Origin of the sequence: Paenactinomyces guangxiensis, assembly GCF_016055185.1 — a bacterium.
GTDB lineage: Bacteria > Bacillota > Bacilli > Thermoactinomycetales > Thermoactinomycetaceae > Paenactinomyces > Paenactinomyces guangxiensis.
In genome coordinates this window covers 1-21,939 of the sequence record NZ_JAECVR010000026.1, presented here as the reverse complement: position 1 = coordinate 21,939, position 21,939 = coordinate 1, and the positions used below count along the sequence as shown (strand labels likewise).

20 protein-coding genes, 2 tRNA genes, 1 rRNA gene and 1 other RNA gene are annotated in these 21,939 nt (G+C 48.2%); 21 read left to right on the top strand and 3 right to left on the bottom strand.

Annotation, left to right across the window (positions count from 1 at the left end):
• The first annotated feature begins 7 nt into the window (after positions 1-7).
• From whiA to I8U27_RS17990, 4 genes are all read left to right on the top strand, one after another.
• Positions 8-946, top strand: a complete 939-nt coding sequence (gene whiA, locus I8U27_RS18005; RefSeq protein WP_181754403.1) for a DNA-binding protein WhiA — start codon at positions 8-10, stop codon at positions 944-946.
• A 63-nt stretch (positions 947-1,009) separates the two neighbouring features.
• Positions 1,010-1,267: an HPr family phosphocarrier protein gene (locus I8U27_RS18000; protein ID WP_181754401.1), complete on the top strand. Its 258-nt coding sequence runs from the start codon at positions 1,010-1,012 to the stop codon at positions 1,265-1,267.
• 241 nt (positions 1,268-1,508) lie between these two features.
• A complete protein-coding gene (locus I8U27_RS17995) occupies positions 1,509-2,189 on the top strand; it encodes a hypothetical protein (RefSeq protein ID WP_181754400.1) in 681 nt (226 codons plus the stop codon).
• 69 nt (positions 2,190-2,258) lie between these two features.
• Positions 2,259-2,615 (top strand): hypothetical protein, encoded by a 357-nt coding sequence (locus I8U27_RS17990; protein ID WP_181754398.1) that lies wholly within the window; start codon positions 2,259-2,261, stop codon positions 2,613-2,615.
• A 230-nt stretch (positions 2,616-2,845) separates the two neighbouring features.
• On the opposite strand, the gene I8U27_RS17985 is transcribed toward I8U27_RS17990, so the two are convergent.
• Positions 2,846-3,559 carry a 2OG-Fe(II) oxygenase gene (locus I8U27_RS17985; RefSeq protein ID WP_181754396.1) on the bottom strand — a complete coding sequence of 238 codons (714 nt, stop codon included), beginning with the start codon at positions 3,557-3,559 and terminating at the stop codon, positions 2,846-2,848.
• Between the two features lie 440 nt (positions 3,560-3,999).
• Between I8U27_RS17985 and I8U27_RS17980 the strand changes: the two genes are divergently transcribed.
• Positions 4,000-4,710, top strand: coding sequence for a thermonuclease family protein (locus I8U27_RS17980; RefSeq protein WP_181754394.1), 711 nt, complete (start codon positions 4,000-4,002; stop codon positions 4,708-4,710).
• Positions 4,711-5,063: 353 nt separating this feature from the next.
• Here the strand turns inward: I8U27_RS17980 and clpP are convergent, their stop codons facing one another.
• Positions 5,064-5,657, bottom strand: a complete 594-nt coding sequence (gene clpP, locus I8U27_RS17975; protein ID WP_181754392.1) for an ATP-dependent Clp endopeptidase proteolytic subunit ClpP — start codon at positions 5,655-5,657, stop codon at positions 5,064-5,066.
• Between the two features lie 303 nt (positions 5,658-5,960).
• On the opposite strand from clpP, the gene I8U27_RS17970 reads away from it, so the two are divergent.
• Positions 5,961-6,485: a DUF6886 family protein gene (locus I8U27_RS17970; protein ID WP_181754390.1), complete on the top strand. Its 525-nt coding sequence runs from the start codon at positions 5,961-5,963 to the stop codon at positions 6,483-6,485.
• Between the two features lie 97 nt (positions 6,486-6,582).
• On the opposite strand, the gene I8U27_RS17965 is transcribed toward I8U27_RS17970, so the two are convergent.
• Positions 6,583-6,657 (bottom strand) — tRNA-Arg (locus I8U27_RS17965).
• 254 nt (positions 6,658-6,911) lie between these two features.
• Between I8U27_RS17965 and rpoN the strand changes: the two genes are divergently transcribed.
• From rpoN to I8U27_RS17890, 15 genes are all read left to right on the top strand, one after another.
• Positions 6,912-8,276, top strand: coding sequence for an RNA polymerase factor sigma-54 (gene rpoN, locus I8U27_RS17960; protein WP_181754388.1), 1,365 nt, complete (start codon positions 6,912-6,914; stop codon positions 8,274-8,276).
• Between the two features lie 404 nt (positions 8,277-8,680).
• Positions 8,681-9,712 (top strand): sugar-binding transcriptional regulator, encoded by a 1,032-nt coding sequence (locus I8U27_RS17955; protein ID WP_181754387.1) that lies wholly within the window; start codon positions 8,681-8,683, stop codon positions 9,710-9,712.
• A 65-nt stretch (positions 9,713-9,777) separates the two neighbouring features.
• Positions 9,778-10,788 carry a type I glyceraldehyde-3-phosphate dehydrogenase gene (gap, locus tag I8U27_RS17950; RefSeq protein WP_181754385.1) on the top strand — a complete coding sequence of 337 codons (1,011 nt, stop codon included), beginning with the start codon at positions 9,778-9,780 and terminating at the stop codon, positions 10,786-10,788.
• A gap of 230 nt (positions 10,789-11,018) precedes the next feature.
• The gene (locus I8U27_RS17945; protein ID WP_181754383.1) at positions 11,019-12,203 is read left to right on the top strand and encodes a phosphoglycerate kinase; all 1,185 of its coding nucleotides are present in this window, start codon (positions 11,019-11,021) and stop codon (positions 12,201-12,203) included.
• 12 nt (positions 12,204-12,215) lie between these two features.
• Positions 12,216-12,983: a triose-phosphate isomerase gene (tpiA, locus tag I8U27_RS17940; RefSeq protein ID WP_181754381.1), complete on the top strand. Its 768-nt coding sequence runs from the start codon at positions 12,216-12,218 to the stop codon at positions 12,981-12,983.
• A complete protein-coding gene (gene gpmI / locus I8U27_RS17935; protein ID WP_181754379.1) occupies positions 12,980-14,518 on the top strand; it encodes a 2,3-bisphosphoglycerate-independent phosphoglycerate mutase in 1,539 nt (512 codons plus the stop codon). Before tpiA ends, gpmI begins: the two co-directional genes overlap by 4 nt.
• Positions 14,519-14,533: 15 nt before the next feature.
• Positions 14,534-15,820: a phosphopyruvate hydratase gene (eno, locus tag I8U27_RS17930; protein ID WP_181754377.1), complete on the top strand. Its 1,287-nt coding sequence runs from the start codon at positions 14,534-14,536 to the stop codon at positions 15,818-15,820.
• 125 nt (positions 15,821-15,945) lie between these two features.
• Positions 15,946-16,179, top strand: a complete 234-nt coding sequence (gene secG / locus I8U27_RS17925) for a preprotein translocase subunit SecG (RefSeq protein WP_181754375.1) — start codon at positions 15,946-15,948, stop codon at positions 16,177-16,179.
• Positions 16,180-16,271: 92 nt separating this feature from the next.
• Positions 16,272-16,388, top strand: a 5S ribosomal RNA gene (rrf, locus tag I8U27_RS17920).
• 150 nt (positions 16,389-16,538) lie between these two features.
• Positions 16,539-17,297, top strand: coding sequence for an alpha/beta hydrolase (locus I8U27_RS17915; protein ID WP_332310911.1), 759 nt, complete (start codon positions 16,539-16,541; stop codon positions 17,295-17,297).
• A gap of 66 nt (positions 17,298-17,363) precedes the next feature.
• On the top strand, positions 17,364-19,664 hold the full coding sequence (gene rnr / locus I8U27_RS17910) for a ribonuclease R (protein ID WP_181754373.1): 2,301 nt from the start codon (positions 17,364-17,366) through the stop codon (positions 19,662-19,664).
• Positions 19,665-19,782: 118 nt separating this feature from the next.
• Positions 19,783-20,250 carry an SsrA-binding protein SmpB gene (smpB, locus tag I8U27_RS17905; RefSeq protein WP_181754371.1) on the top strand — a complete coding sequence of 156 codons (468 nt, stop codon included), beginning with the start codon at positions 19,783-19,785 and terminating at the stop codon, positions 20,248-20,250.
• 81 nt (positions 20,251-20,331) lie between these two features.
• Positions 20,332-20,697, top strand: a transfer-messenger RNA (tmRNA) gene (gene ssrA, locus I8U27_RS17900).
• Positions 20,698-20,716: 19 nt separating this feature from the next.
• Positions 20,717-20,792: transfer RNA gene (locus tag I8U27_RS17895), tRNA-Thr, on the top strand.
• Between the two features lie 108 nt (positions 20,793-20,900).
• Positions 20,901-21,815: a tyrosine-type recombinase/integrase gene (locus tag I8U27_RS17890; protein ID WP_181754369.1), complete on the top strand. Its 915-nt coding sequence runs from the start codon at positions 20,901-20,903 to the stop codon at positions 21,813-21,815.
• Positions 21,816-21,939: the final 124 nt, after the last annotated feature.

The following is a 21,939-nucleotide window of genomic DNA, read 5'->3' as shown; positions in this document are numbered from 1 at the left end:
ATGCTGTATGTCCTTTACCTCGGTGACAAAAAAAGAGTTGACTCAATTGGAGTCAAAGGCCTGTTGCAAACGGGCGGAATTATCAGCTCTGGTGCGGATGAACGGGACGGTTCAGCTCAAGCAGAAACATTTTATGCTGGATATTATGACAGAAAATCCATCGACGGCCCGTTATATGTTTTCCCTCCTCAAAGAGCTGTATCAGGTACAGCCGGAAGTTTTGGTGCGCAAAAAAGTTCGCCTGAAAAAAAACAATGTTTACCTGATTCGTCTGACGTCCCGGGCCAATGAAATATTGTCTGATTTATGTATTTTTCATAAAGGGACCTGGGAACGGGTTGCGGGCATTTCGCCGGAGCTTCTGCAGGAACCTTGTTGCAAACGGGCTTACTTGCGGGGGGCTTTTTTAGCCGGTGGGTCTGTAAACAACCCGGACAGTGCCTCGTATCACCTTGAAATTGTCTCCACCTATCACGATCACAGTGAAGCTCTCTGCCGGCTGATGAACGAATATCATCTGCACGCCAAGGTGATTGAGCGAAAAAAAGGGTATGTGGTTTATATTAAAGAAGGAGACAAAATCGGCGAGTTTCTTAATATCATCGGCGCCCATCCTTCTCTGCTGCACTTTGAAAACGTCCGCATCATGAAGGATATGCGCAATTCGGTGAATCGGCTCGTCAACTGTGAGACAGCCAATCTCAATAAAACGATTCAAGCAGCGATGCGGCAAATTGAAAACATCCGCTTGATTGACCGCGAGATCGGGCTTGAACAGCTTCCGGAGCGCTTGCGGGAGGTTGCGGAGACAAGGCTGAAATATCCGGAAGTAAACCTGACCGAACTGGGAGAATTGCTCCCCGGCGGAAAAGTAAGCAAATCAGCGATTAATCATCGTTTGCGCAAATTGGATGAAATGGCGAAACAACTGCGCCGCTCGCTTTAACATCAGTGAATACCCTGTATTTAAGGTTTCTATATAACCATTTACAAAAAAGGAGGACCTTCGATGGTGGAAAAAAAAGTAGTTGTTAACTTGCAAACGGGTCTGCATGCCCGTCCGGCTGCACTGTTTGTACAAGTCGCGAATAAATTTGCCTCTGAGATCTTTGTGGTAAAAGAAAACAAAAAAGTGAATGCCAAAAGCATTATGGGCATCATGAGCCTTGCTGTATCCAAAGGCACCGAGATTACCATCACCGCTGACGGTGCCGATGCTGAAGAAGCCGTCAATGCACTGGCGGAAATTGTAACCAAATCTGAATAACAAAATGAACATTAAGAGCCCGGCAGGATCGGTGGCTCTTATTTTTTGTCTGTGAAACCATGAACCCTCACAAAAACGTGCAAATCATGTAACATTTTCTCTGTTCACACGGAACGATTTTTTTATAAGATGGAGGCAAACAGACCATAAAAGATCGTACTTATTCGCTTCATTATTTGTTATAAGGTTTTGACTTGTCCGATGATTTGCCGTGAATCTGATCACCTGTATGGAGGAAAACATGGACGCGTTCCTTTATCCACTGATTACTTTCTTATATTTGATACTATCTGTTTGGAGCTTTCGTTTCTTTCGGGAGTCCTCATTTTGGGGGACATCATGGATCTTTTTTATTATTGTCGGTCTGATTTACAATAATTTGGTCTTATCACTGGGCAGATGGATGGGCGAAGGGGAAGTTCTGGAGGTCATGAGTCTCTTTCGCTATCTTCTCCATGTGCTCTTAACTCCGACACTGGTATTTGTTGCCCTGGACATTTTGCGGCGCATCAATGTTGAATGGTCAGAGTATCTCAGCACACATATTATCTACAACCTGTACACCTTTTCATTAACCGTCATCGGGGTATTTACAGAAATTGTATGGATCAATCTGGAGCCGGTCACTCAAAGCGGAGTGGTTCGCTACGCCTCCGTCGATGCGGATTCTTACCTGTCTTACTCCACCTTACTGACATTAATTCCTCTCTTTATTTCAGCAGTGATGGTATGGCGTCAGCTGAGATGGCCGGTTTTATTGCTGGGCGTGGTTGTCGCCACTGCGGGAGGGATTTTGGCGGTATCTCTCGAGAGTTTTGTCATCGGCTCAGCGTTTGAACTTATTCTGATGGCGAGTCTGGTCCTCACCGAACAAAAGCTGAAACAGGAGGATTTTCACACACCTGAAACGCTGGCCGGATAATTTCCGCTCTCCTGTGCATAAATCCATGTCCGTGTTCCAAACTAACGGCAAGGGCACGGAGGTGGGTTTATGAGTTGGAAATTCGGTTTCATTCTCTGCTTGGTGCTGCTTCAGCTGGTCGCGTGTCAGCGATTTGAAAGACCTGAAGAGAGAACAGGATTAGATAATGACAGCCATTCATTTACGAATGTAGGTTTTCCTGAAAGCAAAATGAAAATAGCCGGGATGAATGTGGCGGGAGTCAAGGATATTGTCATCGACTATAACGGCCGTAATATTATGGTTTATGTGATTCCGAAAAGGCAAATTGACCCTGCACAATATCCCCGGATTGCCAGGGAAGTGCACAGGGTAATCAAGCGTGAAGCCCCGGTTAACCCGTTTAAAGTTCGTGTGTTAAGTCCGGAAGAATCAATTTCGGAATAAATAAAGCCATCTGGTCTCAACTGCTTAAAGAGATCAGATGGTTTTTTTGAGATTCTTGTTAAAGGATACAATCGCATTTGCCATAAGTTAAGGGAAACATTTGTACTGAAATGACACTCCCTGTTCCTTTATTAGGGAGTCTTTTTTGGGTATTTATAAAAAAGCTCTTCATGCGGAATCCCCCAGAGGTTTTACACTATTTAGGCCGCTATTAGTATAACGCTCGAGAATCATTCCGCATCATGGAAAATAATACCTAAGGTATATCTCGTACCTGAAGTGATTGTACTGACCCCGTGTCGAAGTCGGGTTTTATAGTAACCACGCTTTCCGGAAACAGGACGATGATTGGTGGGAAAGATTAGTCCTGATCCTTGTTCCAATGTAATCACATGTCCCCTGCTTTGTGCCCTTGGCCTTTGTTCCACCAGTATAAATTCCCCACCGGTGTAATCCACCCCTCTTTGATTTAATGTGAATACCACCTGGAACGGAAAGAAAATGTCACCATACAAATCCTGATGCAGACAATTGTATCCACCTGCTTCATACTTTAAAATCAGCGGTGTTGGGCGTACCTGTCCCTGCTGGTGACATTGATCGAGAAATTCCTGAAGATCAGACGGATAGATTGCATCACCTCCGAGCCGCTGTAGCCACCGATTCGCCGTTTTTGCCAGTTCGGGGTAAAAGCTTGTTCGCAGTTGTTGCAACAAGGGCGGAAGAGGAGATTGAAAATATTTGTACTCTCCCCTTCCAAACCGGTATCTGGTCATATCAATCGTGCTTCGAAAGAAGGTTTCCTCATCATACATATTTATGATTTCGCGGCACTGATCATTGTCCAATAAAGGAGGAATCAAAGCATATCCATGCTCGTCCAGCGATTGCTGCAACAACTTCCAGTCCAAAGAAGCAACGCGTTCCGCGATAAGATTAGGCATACAGGATTCTCCCTTCATGTATTTCTTCATCACCCGACAAAGGACCATCATCCATTGGATATCGGCACCGAGAGCGGCTCCAACTTTTTCCGCCCTTTAATATTCTCAATGTTCGTCTGTTTTTATTCATTCACGCTTTCAACCATCTGACGGGGGGATCCATCCCTTCCCTTTGAAGGGGTCACCCGGGAAGAAACAGTGAAATATAAAAATTTTGCTATAATCGTGACCACCCAAAATATCAAAGAATGTCTTTTTCTTACGGCGGTGAGCTTTTCACCCATTTAATTCTGCCGATAGGAGAAGGAGAATCTGGATATCTCTTGGGTGTTTTTTTGAAAGTGTAGTCAAGGGGGGCTGATTTCTGTCACGCTCCAAATTGGCTCTCAGTGTATGGTAAACTTATGCTGCAAGAAGATGTTATGAGAAAGGAGTTTGGGATGAGGGTTTGGGTACGTCTCATTTCGTTTGTGGTTCTGTTTGCTTTGTCTGTTGTGATCGTTGGTTGTTCACAAGATCTCCCCGGAAATAAAAAGATTTCCGCCCGGGTGGTTGAAGTGATTGACGGGGATACAGTAAAAGTGAAACTGGACGGGGAAGAGGAAACAGTCCGAATGCTGTTGATCGACACTCCTGAGACAAACCACCGGGAAAAAGGAGAACAGCCTTTTGGAAGCCAGGCGAAACGTTTTGTTACAAAATTACTGCCTCCCGGAAAAGAAGTTTTACTGGAAAAAGGAGAAAATGAACGGGACAAATACGGACGGCTATTAGCTTATCTGTATCTGGATGAACAAACATCGGTCCAACAATTGCTGCTTGAGAGGGGATTGGCCCGTGTTGCCTATGTATTTGAGCCTGATGCCAAGTATGAGGATTTTTATCGGCAGCTGGAGAATAGCGCGAAGAAAAAGAGCCTCGGCATTTGGTCAGTAAGAGATTACGCCAGAGCCGACGGCTTTCATCCTGAAGCGGTGGAGGCAGAAGCTCAGTTTGTTGCTTCAAAGAACAGTGCTGTTTATCATAAAATAAGCTGCAGTGCTGCAAAGCAGATTAAACGAAAGAACCGGGTCTTTTTCCGTACCGAACAGGAAGCGATCGCAAGCGGACGGCACCGCAGCCAGTCAGAATGCCGGGCAAACACCCGTTAGCGAAACAGCCGCCCGGCAAACGCCAGCAGCATGACGACAGCAATCACTATACATACCCATAACAGCATCCGCTCTTGTTTATCAAATCGATTTTTCATGTTTTTCGGCTCCTTGATCCACATATCAAGCTTTATTATATCGCAAAAGCGTTTCTATAGCCGGGCGGAGGATATGAGTCATAAGGAAAATAAACCTGAAGGCAGTTCTATGAGATGTACACGATGTTGTCCTGGATTTTATTTATAGTTTTTGAAAAGGCTGCTGATTGTAATATTTCAAGGTAAATGAATACCGGATCGGAAATACGTAGACAAAAAAGCCCTTGAACGCCAGGTTCAAAGGCTTACGCAAATTTATTCCTTTTTATCCAGGTTTATCAATACTTTATCGATCAAACCGTATTCACGGGCTTCTTCTGCGCTCATAAAGTGATCGCGGTCAGTATCGCGCTCAATTTTTTCCAGCGGCTGGCCTGTAAATTCAGACAGTAAGTGGTTTAAACGGTCACGCATACGCAAAATGCGTTTTGCCCTGATTTCAATATCACTCGCCTGGCCCTGGGCTCCACCCAGCGGCTGATGAATCATCACTTCGCTGTTCGGCAAAGCGAAACGTTTCCCTTTGGCCCCGGCAGCAAGCAAAAAGGCGCCCATCGAAGCGGCCATTCCTATACAGATGGTGGAAACATCAGGTTTAACAAACTGCATGGTATCGAAAATTGCCAATCCTGCCGAGATGGAACCTCCCGGAGAATTGATATACAAGTTAATATCTTTTTCAGGATCTTCAGCTTGCAAAAAGAGAAGCTGGGCCACGACCAGGTTGGCAACTTCATCTGTAATCGGGCTTCCGATCAAGATAATGCGGTCTTTTAACAGACGAGAGTAGATATCGTAAGAACGTTCACCACGGTTCGTCTGTTCCACCACAATCGGTACGAGGTTCATCTATGCGGGTGCAAGGGGTTGTAATTGCACCCTTCCCCCTTTCTTCTATGTCATTTTCTGTTATGTGTAACAAATGAAAACCACATCTGTTGGATCAGGTAATTGGCGTAACCTACTGTCATGATACACTAAAGGTCAAAAAAGGTCAAATACCACAGATCAAAAAATAATCATAACAGGCTCATTTTTGATCCGTTGTACAGCCTAAAATATCTTCTACATCCTTTCCTTTTGGGCATTTTTTTAAACCAAAAATACGATGGTCAAAGATATTTAAGCAATCTTCTGGATGAGGTGTTGCCAGTGCGACTGTTCCACTTTAGTGAAAACCCGGACATTACCCTGTTTGTCCCGCATGTACCGAAAACAAATCCCGGCCAGCCGCCGCTCGTTTGGGCGATTGATGAAGAACATGCACCCCACTACTATTTTCCGCGTGACTGCCCGCGCATCGCGTTCTGGACCACACCGAACACTACCCCCGGCGATCGGGACAGTTTTTTTGCCCACACTTCTGCACGCCGGATTATCGCTATTGAAAGCGATTGGTTGAACCGGGTCCGGGATACCCGGTTGTATGTCTACCATTTGCCGGGCGAAACGTTTGAATGTGTGGACGCCAATGCCGGTTACTACGCCTCAAGTCAATCTATTACTCCATTGGCTGTTGAACCGGTGGGCGATCTGTTGGAACGCCTCGTTGAAGCAAAGGTAGAACTGAGAATCACACCTTCCTTATGGAAGCTCCGCCATGCACTTATCTCATCTTCAGTGGCGTTCTCGATGATTCGCATGGGCAATGCATCGCCTGATTTGGTTTCAGATTAAGAATGCTGTTTCTCTCAAAACAAAAAACACCTTCCGGCGTGTCGATTCACTAAGGAACAAAAACACAACGGAAGGCGTTTGCTGATTGATGACCATTTGGTGCGCCTACCAGGATTCGAACCTGGGCACCTGGTTCCGGAGACCAGTGCTCTATCCCCTGAGCTATAGGCGCATATGACGCGGACAAAAGAAATTATAACACAGCCCAATTTATATTTGCAAGCCATATTTAGATCAGGTTCCTGTGCATTTGGAATGGAATAAAAAGAAAGCAGAGATCAACGGAGCAATATGATAAAATAAAGGTGGTTTATTAACACAAGTAAATAAGCTTGCCTTATGATATATAAATGATGTGTAAGAAGCGATTTTTCGTCATCGATGGACAATTGAAAGACATAGTTATATATTGGCGGAGGTGAGCAAATGGCTTTACAGATGGGTTACAGTTTAATGCAGGAACAGCGGTTAAAGTTGGTGATGACGCCGGAATTGCGTCAGGCCATCCAGATTTTGCAGTACTCCGCAACTGACTTGCTCCAATATATCCAGCAGGAGATGACGGAAAACCCCGTATTGGAATTTGATGAAAAGAGTGTGGCAACAAACGAAGTGGAAGAGTTGAATGGGCTGAAACATTTGGGCAAAAGCGCTCCCTATTCCCCTGCCGCAGCCTCGACTGAAAAAGAAAATCCAATTGAACGGGTGGCGGCGGGACCGGCATCACTGGCGGATGCTTTAGAGGCCCAGTTGTGCGATTATGACCTTGATGCGAAGGAACGAAATATTTGTCTTTACCTGATCCGCAACTTGGATGAGAAAGGATATTTGGATATTGATTCTATAAGTGTATGTAAGCGTTTCCAAATCGGTGAAGATGAATATGAGCGTTGTTTGGCCGTTCTGCATTCAATGGAACCGGATGGTGTCGGAGCCCGATCGCTTTCAGAGTGCATTGAAATTCAGCTGTTGCGAAAAGAAAATCCAAACCGTCTGGCCATTGAGATTGCAAGGGACCACCTTCCTGCGGTTGCAGACGGGAAGTTGAGGAGAATTGCCCACAAATTAGGGGTTGATGTGCTTGAGGTCCAGGCGGCAATTGATGAAATAAAATCATGTAATCCACGTCCGGGAAGCAGTTATCCGGCAACATCGCCCCGTTATGTATATCCCGATGTTGTTGTAGAACGGGTGGATGGTGAATACCAGGTTGTCCTGAACGAAAAGGATATGCCCCGGTTGACGATCAACCCCCGGTATCAAAAGCTTTTGGCGCAAAAGGAACTGTATGGGGAAGAGGCCGCCGCCTACTTAAAAAACTGGATGCAATCCGCCTTATGGCTGGTCAAAGGGATTGAACAACGCCGGGATACGATTTACCGGGTGGCCGATGCCATTGTCAGCAAACAGCGCGGCTTTTTGGATAAAGGATTGGACTACCTCAAACCGCTTACGCTCAAGCAAATAGCCGAAGAACTGAATTTACATGAATCTACGATCAGTCGGGCGACGCAACATAAATACATGCAGACCCCGCGCGGCTTATTTTCCTTTCGTTTCTTTTTCCCGTCAGGGCTCTCTACCGAGAACGGAGAGGATCTCTCTGCCAAAACGGTTAAAATGAAAATAAAGCAGTTGATTGATGAAGAAGATAAAGAAAAGCCTTTATCTGACCAAAAAATCTCCAATCAGCTTCAGCTGGAAGGAATCCGAATTTCGCGCAGAACAGTTGCCAAATATAGGGAAGAGATGGGGATAGCCGCTTCCTCCGCACGAAAGCGCTACACTTGATGGATGGCACTTTCACATTAACCCCTAAATGACTGGATGCGCCACAACCCTGGTATGAAAGTTTACTCATACCGGGGAAGCAGAATGTCCGGGGAGGACCTTTTGGTGACCGACCGAGCGGAATTCTTTATTGACTTCGCTTCTCTGACCTAATGCCTGCGCCCCTTGTGGAGTTTTTGGAGCGGCCATTTCTACTTCCTCGAAGGGCCCCAATCTGAGCGAGACAGAAATCCTGCCCTCCCCCTGTGACACACACATTCACAGAAAAAATAGGCAACGAAAACTTGTCAAACCATCCCCGGTTACGATAAAATTTAAGTGACCCCACACAAGGGGATTTTTTTTGAACTGATCGGGACACTTTTTGTTTATGTGGGACAAAATATGTCCCCGAAGGGGTGCGCATGGAAAAGTTACTCAATATCCAAAAACAGTTATTGCCGGACCTCCTTCAGGTCATGCGCAAAAGATACGAGATTCTGCGCCATATTCAACTGATGCAACCGGTAGGACGCCGCAGCTTAACCGCAGCCTTACATACAACAGAAAGGGTTTTGCGCGCAGAAGTGGATTTTTTGCGGGCCCAGGGGTTGGTTCTGGTAGATGCGAGCGGGATGAGATTGACAGCAAGCGGGACAGATCTGCTGGCAGACATGGAGTCTCTGATCAAAGAGTTGTTTGGCCTGACACAGTTAGAAGCAGATTTGAGCGCATATCTCGGCATTGGCCGGGTTGTCATCGTACCGGGGGATGCTGACAGATCCGATTGGGTAAAAAAAGAGATGGGTCGGGCAGGTGCGCGGTTGCTGAAGCAATATGCCATCCCTGACCAAATTGTGGCTGTTGCCGGAGGAAGCACCATTTTGGCAGTTGCGGAATCGATGATGCCGACACCTGCTTTTAAAATGACTACCTTTGTTCCTGCCCGCGGCGGTGTTGGAGAAGCGGTGGAACTGGAGGCCAACTATATTGCTTCCATGATGGCAAAAAAGACAGGCGGGAAATACCGGCTGCTGCATGTCCCGGACCAGTTGAGCGATGAATCATACCAGACATTGATCCGCGAACCCAACATTCAAGAAGTTCTGGAGTCGATCCGCCATGCCAGAATCGTTGTGCATGGTGTCGGTGATGCCAAAACAATGGCGATTCGCCGCAAATCATCGCGGGCAGTATTGGAGAAGTTAGAAGAGTCGGGGGCGGTTGGGGAATCTTTTGGTTACTACTTCAACCGCCAGGGTGAGATTGTCTACCGGGTCCAGACGGCGGGATTGCAGATGAAAGACCTAAACCGGGTAGAAAAAATCATCGCGGTAGCCGGGGGTTCCAGTAAAGCGGAAGCAATCTCGGCCATTTGCTCCATGCTGTCCCAGGATACTTTAATTACTGATGAAGGAGCTGCCAGAGCCATCCTTAAACAGGTTGTTCATTCATAAAGGCAGAAATAAGCCGGACCCTTCGTGGTCATAATACTGAAGAGAAAAATAGGAGGAAGAGAAGAATGGCAAAAACAAAAGTAGGGATTAACGGATTTGGCCGGATTGGCCGCAACGTGTTTCGGGCAATGTTGAACCATCCGGAGTTAGAAGTGGTCGCAGTGAACGATTTGACAGATGCCAAAACCCTGGCACATCTGCTGAAATATGACTCTGTCCACGGCAAATTGGAAGCATCCGTGGAGGCGACCGCGGAAGGCTTTACCGTGAATGGCCGCGAAGTGAAAGTAATTGCGGAACGTGATCCTGTACAACTTCCATGGGCGAAACTCGGTGTGGAAATTGTTGTTGAATCTACGGGCCGTTTTACCAAACGCAACGATGCGGAGAAACACTTGCAAGCCGGAGCCAAAAAAGTGATTATTTCCGCTCCTGCGACTGATGAGGATATTACGGTTGTGATGGGGGTCAATGAAGACAAGTATGATGCTTCCGCCCATCATGTGATTTCCAATGCATCCTGTACCACCAACTGTCTGGCACCTTTTGCCAAAGTGCTGCATGAAAAGTTCGGAATTCGCCGCGGGTTAATGACGACTGTACATGCCTTTACCAACGACCAGCAAATCCTGGACCTCCCCCACAAAGATTTGCGCCGCGCCCGTGCAGCCGGAGAATCGATCATTCCCACAACGACGGGTGCCGCAAAAGCCGTTTCGCTTGTCCTGCCTGAATTAAAAGGAAAACTGAACGGTTTTGCTATGCGGGTTCCAACCAAAAACGTCTCTGTCGTTGACTTAGTGGCAGAGCTGGATCAAGAAGTAACGGCAGACGAAGTAAATGCGACCCTCCGCCAGGCGGCTGAAGGTGAGTTAAAAGGAATCCTCAATTATTCTGAAGAGCCGCTGGTATCGATTGATTACAACGGAGACCCTCATTCTTCCACCATTGACGCCCTGTCTACCATGGTTCTGGAAGGCAATATGGTAAAAGTGGTCTCCTGGTATGATAATGAATGGGGCTATTCAAACCGCGTTGTTGATCTGGCAAGCTATATCGCGCGTAAAGGCTTTTAATTTCAGCTGACAAAGAGATTTGTGTTATACGGAAAATTGATATGTGCTATACTTTTTTCGGGATGGACCACTCACATTGAGAGGCTTTCCCTCCCGGGCTGATAACAAACTGGCATCCGGGGCGTTTTTGCAAAGAATGCCATCAAGCAATGGCCCCGGCTCCAGCCAAAAGCCTTTATCAACACAGAAGGAGAGTTTCTCTCCTCTTTCTCATGCCAAGGAGGAGCGCCATGAACAAGAAATCAATCAAAGATGCAGATGTTCGTGGAAAAAGGGTATTTTGCCGCGTTGATTTTAATGTTCCGATGGAAGATGGCAAAATTACCGACGATACCCGAATTCGGGCTGCCCTGCCCACCATTCAGTACCTGATCGACCATGGTGCCAAAGTGATTTTGGCCAGCCACTTAGGCCGCCCGAAAGGAAAAGTGGTGGAGGAGCTGCGTTTAACGCCGGTGGCTGATCGTTTGGCTGAATATTTGGGTAAACCGGTTGCCAAAGTGGATGAAGCCACAGGCCCCGATGTGGAACAACGCGTCAACCGGATGGAAAACGGAGAAGTTCTTTTGCTGGAAAATGTCCGCTTCTACCCGGGTGAAGAAAAGAATGACCCGGAGTTGGCGCGGGGGCTTGCCAGACTGGCCGATCTTTATGTCAATGATGCGTTTGGTGCGGCTCACCGTGCCCATGCTTCTACAGCAGGGATTGCCGATTATTTGCCAGCCGTCGCCGGCTTTCTGATGCAAAAGGAGCTGGAAACGCTGGGGCAGGCTCTTGCGAATCCGAAACGTCCGTTCACGGCGATTATCGGGGGGGCGAAGGTCAAAGATAAGATCGGGGTCATTGAAAATCTGCTGGATAAGGTGGACAACCTGATTATCGGCGGCGGGCTTTCCTACACATTTGTCCATGCCAGAGGATATGAAATCGGGAAGTCTCTGTTTGAAGCGGACAAAGAGGAACTGGCCCGCAAATTTATGGAGGACGCCGAAGCAAGAGGGGTTCGTATCTATCTTCCGGTGGATGTGGTTGTCGCCGATCAATTCTCACCGGATGCCCATGCGGAAATTGTCGATATTGACAGCATTCCCGCCGATATGGAAGCACTTGATATCGGACCCAGAACACGGGAACAATTTGCCTCCGTGGTTAAATCTTCACAGCTTGTGATCTGGAATGGGCCGATGGGTGTGTTTGAATTTGACCGGTTTGCCGAAGGGACGAATGCGGTGGCCCGGGCATTGGCCGAAACAGATGCCGTCACCATTGTGGGAGGCGGAGACTCGGCGGCAGCCATTGAAAAAGCGGATTTTGCCGGGCAAGTTGACCATATCTCAACCGGCGGTGGTGCATCTCTGGAACTGTTGGAAGGAAAAGAACTTCCGGGAGTTGCCGTACTAAACGATAAAGAATAGGTGGTGTTCAGGTTGCGGACTCCTGTGATTGCCGGAAACTGGAAAATGCATAAAACTGTGGACGAAGCGATCCGGTTTGTTGCGGCTTTGCGTGAGACAGAGCTCCCCGGAAATGTAGAAACCGTCATATGCGCTCCTTTTCTCGCCCTGCCCGCACTGGTCGGGGAAGTGCAGGGTACCCGCATCGGCGTGGGTGCGCAAAACGTACACGAGAAGAATGAAGGGGCTTATACCGGTGAAATCAGTGTCCCCATGCTGCGGGCTGCGGGTGTAAAATATGTGATTATCGGACATTCCGAGCGCCGCACTTATTTTGCCGAGACCGACGAAACAGTGAACCAAAAAGTAAAAGCAGCACTGGGCGGAGGGCTTGTTCCCATCGTCTGTGTCGGTGAAGTTCTGGAAGAGCGGGAGAGCGGCAAAACCAAAGAGGTGGTGCAGCATCAGGTGAAGCAGGGGTTAAACGGTTTATCCCCTGAGGCTGTGGCCGGGGTGATTATCGCTTATGAACCGGTCTGGGCCATTGGAACCGGCAAAGCTTCCACCGCCGAAGATGCCGAAGAAGTGATCAGCTTTATTCGCAAAACAGTTGCAGATTTATTTGGACAACAGGCGGCCGGACAGGTTCGCATCCAGTACGGGGGCAGCGTCAAGCCGGAAAATATCAGCACCTACATAGCCCAGCCCAACATTGACGGGGCATTGGTAGGCGGAGCAAGCCTTCAACCGGAATCTTTCAGCAAACTTGTTCAAGCCGCCGCTGCAGGTGATGCCTCATGAGCCGTCCAAAACCAGTTCTTCTGTGTATTCTGGATGGTTTTGCCCTGCGTGAAGAAATCCATGGAAATGCCGTCGCACAGGCGAAAAAGCCCAACTTTGACCGCTACTGGAATGAATATCCCCACACCACCCTTCAGGCCAGCGGAAACGCAGTCGGCCTCCCCGAGGGACAGATGGGAAATTCCGAAGTGGGCCATTTAAATATCGGCGCCGGCCGGGTTGTTTATCAAGATCTGACCCGGGTCAGCAAAGCGATCAAAGAAGGACGTTTTTTTGAAAATGAAACTTTTTTAAACGCGATTCGCCATGTAAAAGAGAATAACAGCCGCCTCCATTTTTACGGTCTTTTATCTGACGGCGGAGTGCACAGCCATATCGACCATCTGTTTGCCCTGTTAGAGCTGGCGGCCAGGGAAAAGCTGGAGAAGGTATTTGTCCATGCTTTTCTGGACGGGCGCGATGTGGCTCCCGACAGTGCTGTCCGTTACATTGAAGAGTTGCAGGATAAGATAAGAGAGCTGGGTGTCGGCAAAATTGCGACGATTCAGGGCAGATATTATGCGATGGACCGGGATAAACGCTGGGAGCGGACGGAAAAATCCTACCGGGCCATGGTATATGGCGAGGGCCCCGCTTACCGGGACCCTGTTCAGGCGGTTAAAGAATCCTATGAAAAATCGATTTATGATGAGTTTGTCATGCCTACAGTGATTGTTGACGAGCAGGAACGGCCGGTGGGAACGATTCAGGATGATGACGCAATCATCTTTTATAATTTCCGGCCCGACCGGGCGATTCAGCTGTCGCTCGCTTTTACCAACGATGACTTCCGCGGCTTTGACCGCGGACCCAAACATCCCAAAAACCTTTATTATGTCTGCCTGACTCATTTCAGTGAATCGGTGGACGGCTATGTTGCCTACAAACCCACCAATCTGGATAACACTTACGGAGAGGTTATCGCTCAAAATCATTTAAAACAGCTGCGCATTGCCGAGACGGAAAAATACCCGCACGTCACCTTTTTCTTCAACGGTGGCCGGGAAGAGCCGTTCCCGGATGAGGAGCGCATTCTGATCAACTCTCCCAAAGTGGCCACCTATGATCTGAAACCGGAAATGAGCGCCTATGAAGTGACCGCCGCGCTTTTAAAGGAAATTGAAGCGGAAAAGCATGACACCATTATTCTCAATTTCGCCAATCCGGATATGGTGGGCCATTCGGGCAAGCTGGAGCCGACCATCCGCGCCGTGGAAGCAGTGGATGAGTGTCTGGGCAAAGTGGTGGATCTGGTCCTGGAAAAAGGCGGGGTTGCCATCATTACCGCCGACCACGGCAACGCTGATATGGTGATCGATGACCAGGGACGTCCTCATACGGCCCATACCACTTTCCCGGTTCCGTGTATAGTGACAGACAAATCAGCCCGGCTTCGCGATGACGGGATTCTGGCAGATCTGGCACCAACCTTGTTGCATCTGCTCCATGTGAAGAAACCGGAAGAAATGACAGGAAAATCGCTGATACTATCATAAGTGGAGGGGTTACCCATGACGATCATTCATGATGTATATGCCCGTGAAGTATTGGATTCCCGGGGCAATCCAACGGTTGAAGTAGAAGTGGTACTGGAATCCGGTGCTTTTGGCCGCGCCATTGTTCCATCCGGCGCCTCCACCGGTGCATATGAAGCAGTAGAACTGCGCGATGGAGATAAAGAACGTTATCTGGGCAAAGGCGTATTAAAAGCTGTGCAAAATGTAAATGATGTAATCGCACCGCAAATCGAAGGTTTGGATGCCCTGGACCAGGTAGCGATTGACCAGGCGATGATTCAACTGGACGGCACGCCGAATAAAGGAAACCTCGGTGCCAATGCCATTCTCGGCGTATCGATGGCTGTTGCCCGCGCCGCCGCCCAGGAACTGGGGATTTCACTCTACTCCTATCTTGGCGGATTTAACTCCAAAGTTCTCCCCGTGCCGATGATGAACATCTTAAACGGGGGAGCCCATGCCGACAATAACGTCGACATTCAGGAATTTATGGTTATGCCGGTCGGCGCTGACAGCCTTCGTGAAGCTGTCCGCATGGGAACGGAAATTTTCCACAACCTGAAAGCAGTATTAAAAGAAAAAGGAAATGCGACCGGGGTAGGGGATGAAGGCGGATTTGCCCCCAACTTATCTTCCAATGAAGAAGCCCTGCAAACCATTGTTGCCGCTATTGAACGTGCCGGTTATAAACCGGGAACCGATGTGATGCTGGCTCTCGATGTGGCCTCCACCGAGCTGTACAAAGACGGAAAATACCACTTTGCCGGTGAAGGAGTCACCCGAACTACTGCGGAAATGATCACTTTCTATGAAGAACTGGTCAGCAAATATCCGATCATTTCCATTGAAGACGGCCTGTCTGAAGACGACTGGGAAGGATGGAAACAACTGACCGCCCGTCTGGGCAACAAAGTGCAACTGGTTGGGGATGACCTGTTTGTCACCAACACGGAACGACTTGCACAGGGAATTGAAAAAGGTGTCGGAAACTCCATCCTGGTGAAAGTAAACCAGATCGGTACCCTCACCGAAACCTTTGATGCGATTGAAATGGCAAAACGGGCCGGTTATACCGCTGTCATTTCCCATCGCTCCGGTGAATCGGAAGACACCACCATCGCTGATATCGCCGTGGCGACAGGGGCCGGCCAAATTAAAACAGGCGCCCCCTCCCGTACCGACCGGGTAGCGAAATACAATCAATTAATCCGGATTGAAGATCAACTGGCCCATACGGCTCAATACCCGGGTCAGGCAGCTTTCTACAATCTGAAAGGATAATCTCACCTGAAAAACAAGCCCGACAAACCGCCGGTCCGGCACGCGGGCTTGTTTTTTCTTTGTTGAAATACTGTTCGGTATATGGTACATTTACTGCAGTGGAAAAGTGGCGAGGAGGTAAAGCCATGGAGATCGCATCTAAAATCATTCTTGCGATCATCAGTATCGGACTGATTATTGTCGTCCTTCTTCAATCGGGTAAAAGTGCAGGTTTGTCCGGTGCAATCGGCGGTGGAGCCGAACACCTGATGGGAAAAGCGAAAGCGCGCGGACTTGATGCCCTGCTGTCCAGAGTGACCACCGCTTTAGCCATTTTGTTTATGATTATGGCGCTGGTAGTAGGGTACTTTATCAAATAAGACAGCTGACAATGGTCGGCTGTTTTTATTTCGCTTGTTTTTTTATAAAAAACAGTTGCATTCTGTATAAAAGCATGTTATAATCTTTCTTGTCTGGTGATGATGGCGGAGGGGATCCACTCGTTCCCATCCCGAACACGATCGTTAAGCCCTCCAGCGCCGATGGTACTTGGGGCGAAGGCCCCCGGGAGAGTAGGACGTTGCCAGGCACAAATAATTCGATCAGAGAAAAGTCACTCCTTACGGGTGGCTTTTTTCTTTTTATTCCCCTTTTGCCGCTTCTGTGCTATGTTAGAGTAGATGTGAAATTTTTTGCAATCTTGGAGATACTGTTAGAGAGACACAACTTAGATTAAAAGGTGAGAACAGTGAATATCAGCAAACGATCTCCGGAACCCTTTTTTTATTCAGGTGGAAATACGGGTATCCTACTCATACATGGTTTTACGGGAACTCCTTCTGAAATGAGGCCGATGGGCCAATATTTGAAAGACAGGGGCTATACCGTTTACGCTCCGCTGTTGGCGGGGCACGGAACCAGCCCGGAAGAGATGGAAAAAACGGGCTGGAAAGATTGGTGGAAAAGTGTGCTGGATGCTTACGAGCGGCTAAAAAATGAAGGTGTTGAGAAACTGTTTGTCGCAGGGCTTTCCATGGGCGGCGCGCTCTCCCTGTATCTGGCGGCGCAAAAACCGGTCGACGGGGTCATCGCGATGTGCTCCCCGGTATGGATTAAGGACCGCCGCGCGCTGATCGTTGATCTGATTCGCCTGTTTATCCCGTATAAAGTACGCTCATCCCATAAAGATCCCGAAATCGAAGCTCACCTGGTTCCGTATGACCGGACCCCGCTCAAATGTGTGAGCAGTTTAAACCGGTTGATCCGCCAGGTATGCAAATGCATGCCCCGGGTACAGGCACCTGCACTGGTCATCCAGTCACGCAATGATGAAACGGTTGTACCGAAAAGTGCAGACTACATATACGAACATATCTCATCCCCCGTCAAATATTTATCCTGGTATGAAAACTCTTCCCATATCATCACGCTGGATAAAGAACGGAGAAAACTGTTTCATGAAGTGGAAGACTTTGTGCGAAAAATAGCTCATAAATAAAGAGAGGTGAACATCTGCTGCTGAGAAGATGATTGGTGCCGTTTGAATGAAGCAGCAGTCAATGGCATGCCAACAGAACAGGAAATTCAGCGGTTTATGCTGGAAAAGGCGTATAAGCCGCTAAATTTGGAAGAATTGATGGAAGCTTTTCAAGTAGAGGAGGCAGAACGGGAAACCTTCGTTGAATTGCTTGCAGACCTGGAAGCAGAGGGGAAAATTGTCCAGACCCGAACCAAACGCTATGGTGTTCCGGAACGACTAAACCTGATCCGCGGTACCCTGCAAGGAAACGCCAAAGGGTTCGGCTTTGTCATTCCCGACACGCCGAATATAAAGGATATTTATATCCATCTAAACGATATGAACGGAGCCATGGACGGCGACCTGGTGCTGGCCCGCATTCATACCCGAAAGCAAAACGAGCGGCGCCCGGAAGGGGAGATTGTCCGCATCCTGAAGCGGGGGCGCAACAAAATTGTCGGCACCTTTACCCGGCTGTCCACCCATTTCGGCTTTGTCATCCCCGATGATAAACGCATCACCGCCGATATTTTTATTGCACCGGAATTTCAAATGAACGCCCGTGACGGGCAAAAAGTGGTGGTCAAGCTTCATCAGGTGACCGGACGCCACAGCGCGGAGGGAGAAATTACGGAAATCCTGGGTCATAAAGATGACCCGGGTGTAGATATTCTCTCCATTATCCGCAAGCACGGATTGCCGGAAGCTTTTCCGGAAGCGGTGATGCAGGAAGCAGACACCATCCCCGACAAGATCAGCGAAGCAGAGATCAAAGGGCGCCGTGACCTGCGTGAACGCACGATGGTGACGATTGACGGCGAAGATGCCAAAGACCTGGATGATGCGGTTTCCGTGGAGCAGCTGGACAATGGCAATATCCGCCTCGGAGTACATATCGCCGATGTAAGCTATTATGTCAAAGAAGGCAGCGCCCTGGACCGGGAAGCCTATGAGCGCGGCTGCAGCGTGTACCTGGTGGATCGCGTCATTCCCATGCTGCCCAAACGCCTGTCCAACGGGATCTGCAGTTTAAATCCCAAAGTAGACCGGCTCACCATGACCTGCGATATGGAAATTGACCCGGAAGGCCGCATTGTAGACCATGAGATCTACCAGAGCGTCATTCGGACCAACGAGCGGATGACCTACAGCGATGTCAAAAAAATTGTGGTCGACGAGGACCCCGAACTGATCAAAAAGTACCAGCCGCTGGTGGAAGATTTCCGCCTGATGGCCCGGCTGGCAGAAATTCTCCGCAAAAAGCGGTTAAAACGGGGCGCCATCGATTTTAACTTTGCCGAAGCCAAAGTGATCGTGGATGAACGCGGCAAACCCATCGATGTGGTCAAGCGTCCCCGTACCGTTGCCGAACAGCTGATTGAGGAATTTATGCTGGCCGCCAACGAAACCGTCGCCGAACACTTTTTTCGCTTAGAGATCCCCTTTGTCTACCGGATTCACGAAAACCCGGATACAGAGAGGCTTCAATCCTTTTATGAATTTGTTACCACCTTCGGCTATTCCGTCAAGGGAAAGCCGGATAAAGTGAAGCCCCGCGCCCTGCAAACCCTGCTGGAAAAAGTCCGCGGCAAACCGGAAGAACATGTGATCAGCACTGTGATGCTGCGCTCCATGAAACAAGCCAAATATGCTGCCGAGTGTGTGGGCCACTTCGGGCTGGCCGCCCCTTTCTACTCACACTTTACGTCACCGATCCGCCGCTATCCCGACCTGCTAATCCACCGCGTGATCCGGGAAGTGTTAACCCAGGGCAGCCTGTCTGTGGAACGAATGGAGCAGCTCAACTCCTATCTGCCCGATGCCGCCCAGCATTCATCCATCCGCGAGCGCATCGCCGTCGACGCCGAACGGGAGACCCAGGACCTCAAGCAGGCTGAATACATGATGGACAAAATCGGGGAAGAGTATGAAGGCCTGATCAGCGGCGTCACCTCTTTCGGCATCTTTGTCGAACTGCCAAACACCATTGAAGGTCTGGTCCACCTCAGCTACCTCACCGATGACTATTACCATTATGATGAGGGCTCCTACTCCCTGATCGGTGAGCGCACCGGACACATCTTCCGCATCGGCGATCCAGTCCGCATCCGGGTCAGCGGAGTCAATCTGGAAGAACGGAAAATTGACTTTGAACTGCTGGAGCATTTAACCGAACACGAAACCAAACCGGCCAAAAAAGGAAAAAACAAAGCAAAAAAGCGAAAAAAAGCAGAGCAGGAGAAGAAAAAGGCCAGACCCGGCAAAGCATCCGAGAAAGCTTCCCCAAAAACGAAAAAGAAGAAGAAAAAAAGCCCCCGCAACAAGAAATCGGCCAAAAAGAAATAAAGAAGGGAGGAGAAAACATCCTCCTTTTCCCTTTGAAATTCTAATTTTTTGATTGACCCATTATCCGTATTTTTGATATAATTTAACTTGCAGCATTTTACGGGAAGAGGTGAAAACGATGGGAAACAAAGGAACAAAAGTGATCGCCAAAAACAAAAAAGCCACCCACGACTACCACATCGAAGAAACATTTGAAGCCGGCATCGTTCTCACCGGAACCGAGATCAAGTCGATCCGCCAGGGCCGGGTCAATCTCCGCGACAGCTATGCCCGTATCGATAAAGGCGAACTGTTTATCGTCGGCATGCATATCAGCCCGTTTGAACAGGGCAACCGCTTCAACGTGGACCCCACCCGCACCCGTAAATTGCTCATGCACAAAAAAGAAATTGACAAACTGATCGGCCAAACCAAACTTAAAGGCCTCACCCTCATCCCGCTCGACATCCATCTCCGCAACGGCTTCGCCAAAGTACAGCTCGCCCTTGCCAAAGGGAAAAAGCTCTACGACAAACGCGCCACCGCCGCCAAAAGAGATGCCGAGCGCATGATCCAACGCAAGCTCAAAGAACAAAACTACAGATAAAAACCATTGCAATTTAGCATGAAACATGTTACAATCTAGAACTGTAGCCAATAAAAGCGCATCACGTTCTCTCAGAATCTCGGGGGCGTTCATGGGATTCGACGGGGATAGTTCGAGCGTCAGCAGCGAGCCGAGGGGCTGCGTTTCTCGTTAAACACGCGGACGCCAAAATGTAACTGGCAAACAAGAAAACTACGCTCTGGCTGCTTAATAAGCCGGCCAGGACCCGCTTCTCCATCGCCTATGTGGAGCCGCCGGGTCTCATCATCCAGTAGGCTAGCCAATCAGAGCGCCACCGTCTGAACGGCGAAACCAAGGTGGCTGGCCCGCGAAATCGCCTGTCACTGGGCAGTTTCAACGGCGAGACCTTCAATACAGTGACTGCGCTCGGAGAAACTGGCGTGGCGATATCTTCGGACAGCGGTTCGACTCCGCTCGCCTCCACCAAAATCCCCATATGCAACATGCTGGTGTAGCTCAGCTGGTAGAGCACTTCACTCGTAATGAAGGGGTCGCAGGTTCGAGTCCTGTCTCCAGCACCAACCTAGTAAAATCAGCATCTTTCGAATTTTGATAGTAAAGTGACCAACTTCAGTTACGTTTTTTATCGGTAAGTCATCTTTCCTGCATAAAGAGGGAAGGTGGCTTTTTTGCTAATCAAATTTGCAATCAGAGATTTTATCGATGAGAAGATTTTTAACAACCTCTCAGAAAAGACGATCCACAACTATGAATTAACCCTCAAATCATTTCAAGGTTTTTGCTCGGAAAGGGAAATCATCGATGTGGGAGAGGTTACAACACAAACCATCAAGTCGTTTCTAGTGTATTTAGTGAAAGAAAGAGGTAATAAACCAGGCTCGGTAAATCACAAACTTAAGCATCTCAGAGTATTTTTTAATTATTTATTGGAGAATGATTTAGTCAAAAACAATCCTACGGAGAAGATTAAAAGATCGAAGGAAGAAACGAGGATCGAAGTCTTTACTGATAAACATATCCGTCAGATGTTAGGATATTACAGAAGACTGAAACAAAGGGATAAGTCCTATTATGCGTATAGGGATCATACTCTGATCATTCTTTTATTGGGTACGGGCATGCGGATAGGTGAGGTAGCCAATTTAAAATGGTCGGATGTGGATTTAATAAATCAAACTCTCACTTTATTTGGAAAGGCACGAAAACAGCAGACTCTACCCATCACAGAAAAGCTAGTAAAAGAGCTTTCAGAATACCGAATCTTCTGTGAACGTAACTTCGATGAATTGCCCAAATACGTTTTTGCTACGAGAGAGGGCGAACAAATGGGAGCTAATGCTCTAAAGAAAGTATTTAAACGACTAAAAAGCATTATGAATTTCAAAGATGTTCGTTTATCGGCTCATACTTTCCGCCATACGTTCGCTCACAGGTTCTTAATGAACGGTGGCGATGTATTTACCCTTCAAAAGCTTTTGAGACACTCGCAACTAAGAATGACCGAAAGATATCTTGCCTTGTGGGGAACGGCTCTGAAAGATAACAATGAAAAGTTTAACCCACTAAATAACTTGTATACATGAAACCTTTTATACATGAAACCTTTTATGGGGCTGTCCCAAAAGGATGGGATAGCCCCGAGCTTTTTTGTAGTTTTTTTGAGAAAGATCAAAAAAGAAATCGCCCCGTTGTAGTAAAATGAATGTA

Bases quoted from the DNA above. Each gene is read 5' to 3' on its own strand.
- eno (WP_181754377.1), top strand. From the start codon at position 14,534: ATGACGATCATTCATGATGTATATGCCCGTGAAGTATTGGATTCCCGG.
- I8U27_RS17985 (WP_181754396.1), bottom strand. From the start codon at position 3,559: ATGCCTAATCTTATCGCGGAACGCGTTGCTTCTTTGGACTGGAAGTTG.
- I8U27_RS17955 (WP_181754387.1), top strand. From the start codon at position 8,681: ATGGAAAAGTTACTCAATATCCAAAAACAGTTATTGCCGGACCTCCTT.
- I8U27_RS17945 (WP_181754383.1), top strand. From the start codon at position 11,019: ATGAACAAGAAATCAATCAAAGATGCAGATGTTCGTGGAAAAAGGGTA.
- rnr (WP_181754373.1), top strand. From the start codon at position 17,364: ATGCCAACAGAACAGGAAATTCAGCGGTTTATGCTGGAAAAGGCGTAT.
- I8U27_RS17980 (WP_181754394.1), top strand. From the start codon at position 4,000: ATGAGGGTTTGGGTACGTCTCATTTCGTTTGTGGTTCTGTTTGCTTTG.
- whiA (WP_181754403.1), top strand. From the start codon at position 8: ATGTCCTTTACCTCGGTGACAAAAAAAGAGTTGACTCAATTGGAGTCA.
- gap (WP_181754385.1), top strand. From the start codon at position 9,778: ATGGCAAAAACAAAAGTAGGGATTAACGGATTTGGCCGGATTGGCCGC.
- secG (WP_181754375.1), top strand. From the start codon at position 15,946: ATGGAGATCGCATCTAAAATCATTCTTGCGATCATCAGTATCGGACTG.
- I8U27_RS17995 (WP_181754400.1), top strand. From the start codon at position 1,509: ATGGACGCGTTCCTTTATCCACTGATTACTTTCTTATATTTGATACTA.
- smpB (WP_181754371.1), top strand. From the start codon at position 19,783: ATGGGAAACAAAGGAACAAAAGTGATCGCCAAAAACAAAAAAGCCACC.
- I8U27_RS18000 (WP_181754401.1), top strand. From the start codon at position 1,010: ATGGTGGAAAAAAAAGTAGTTGTTAACTTGCAAACGGGTCTGCATGCC.
- rpoN (WP_181754388.1), top strand. From the start codon at position 6,912: ATGGCTTTACAGATGGGTTACAGTTTAATGCAGGAACAGCGGTTAAAG.
- gpmI (WP_181754379.1), top strand. From the start codon at position 12,980: ATGAGCCGTCCAAAACCAGTTCTTCTGTGTATTCTGGATGGTTTTGCC.
- clpP (WP_181754392.1), bottom strand. From the start codon at position 5,657: ATGAACCTCGTACCGATTGTGGTGGAACAGACGAACCGTGGTGAACGT.
- I8U27_RS17990 (WP_181754398.1), top strand. From the start codon at position 2,259: ATGAGTTGGAAATTCGGTTTCATTCTCTGCTTGGTGCTGCTTCAGCTG.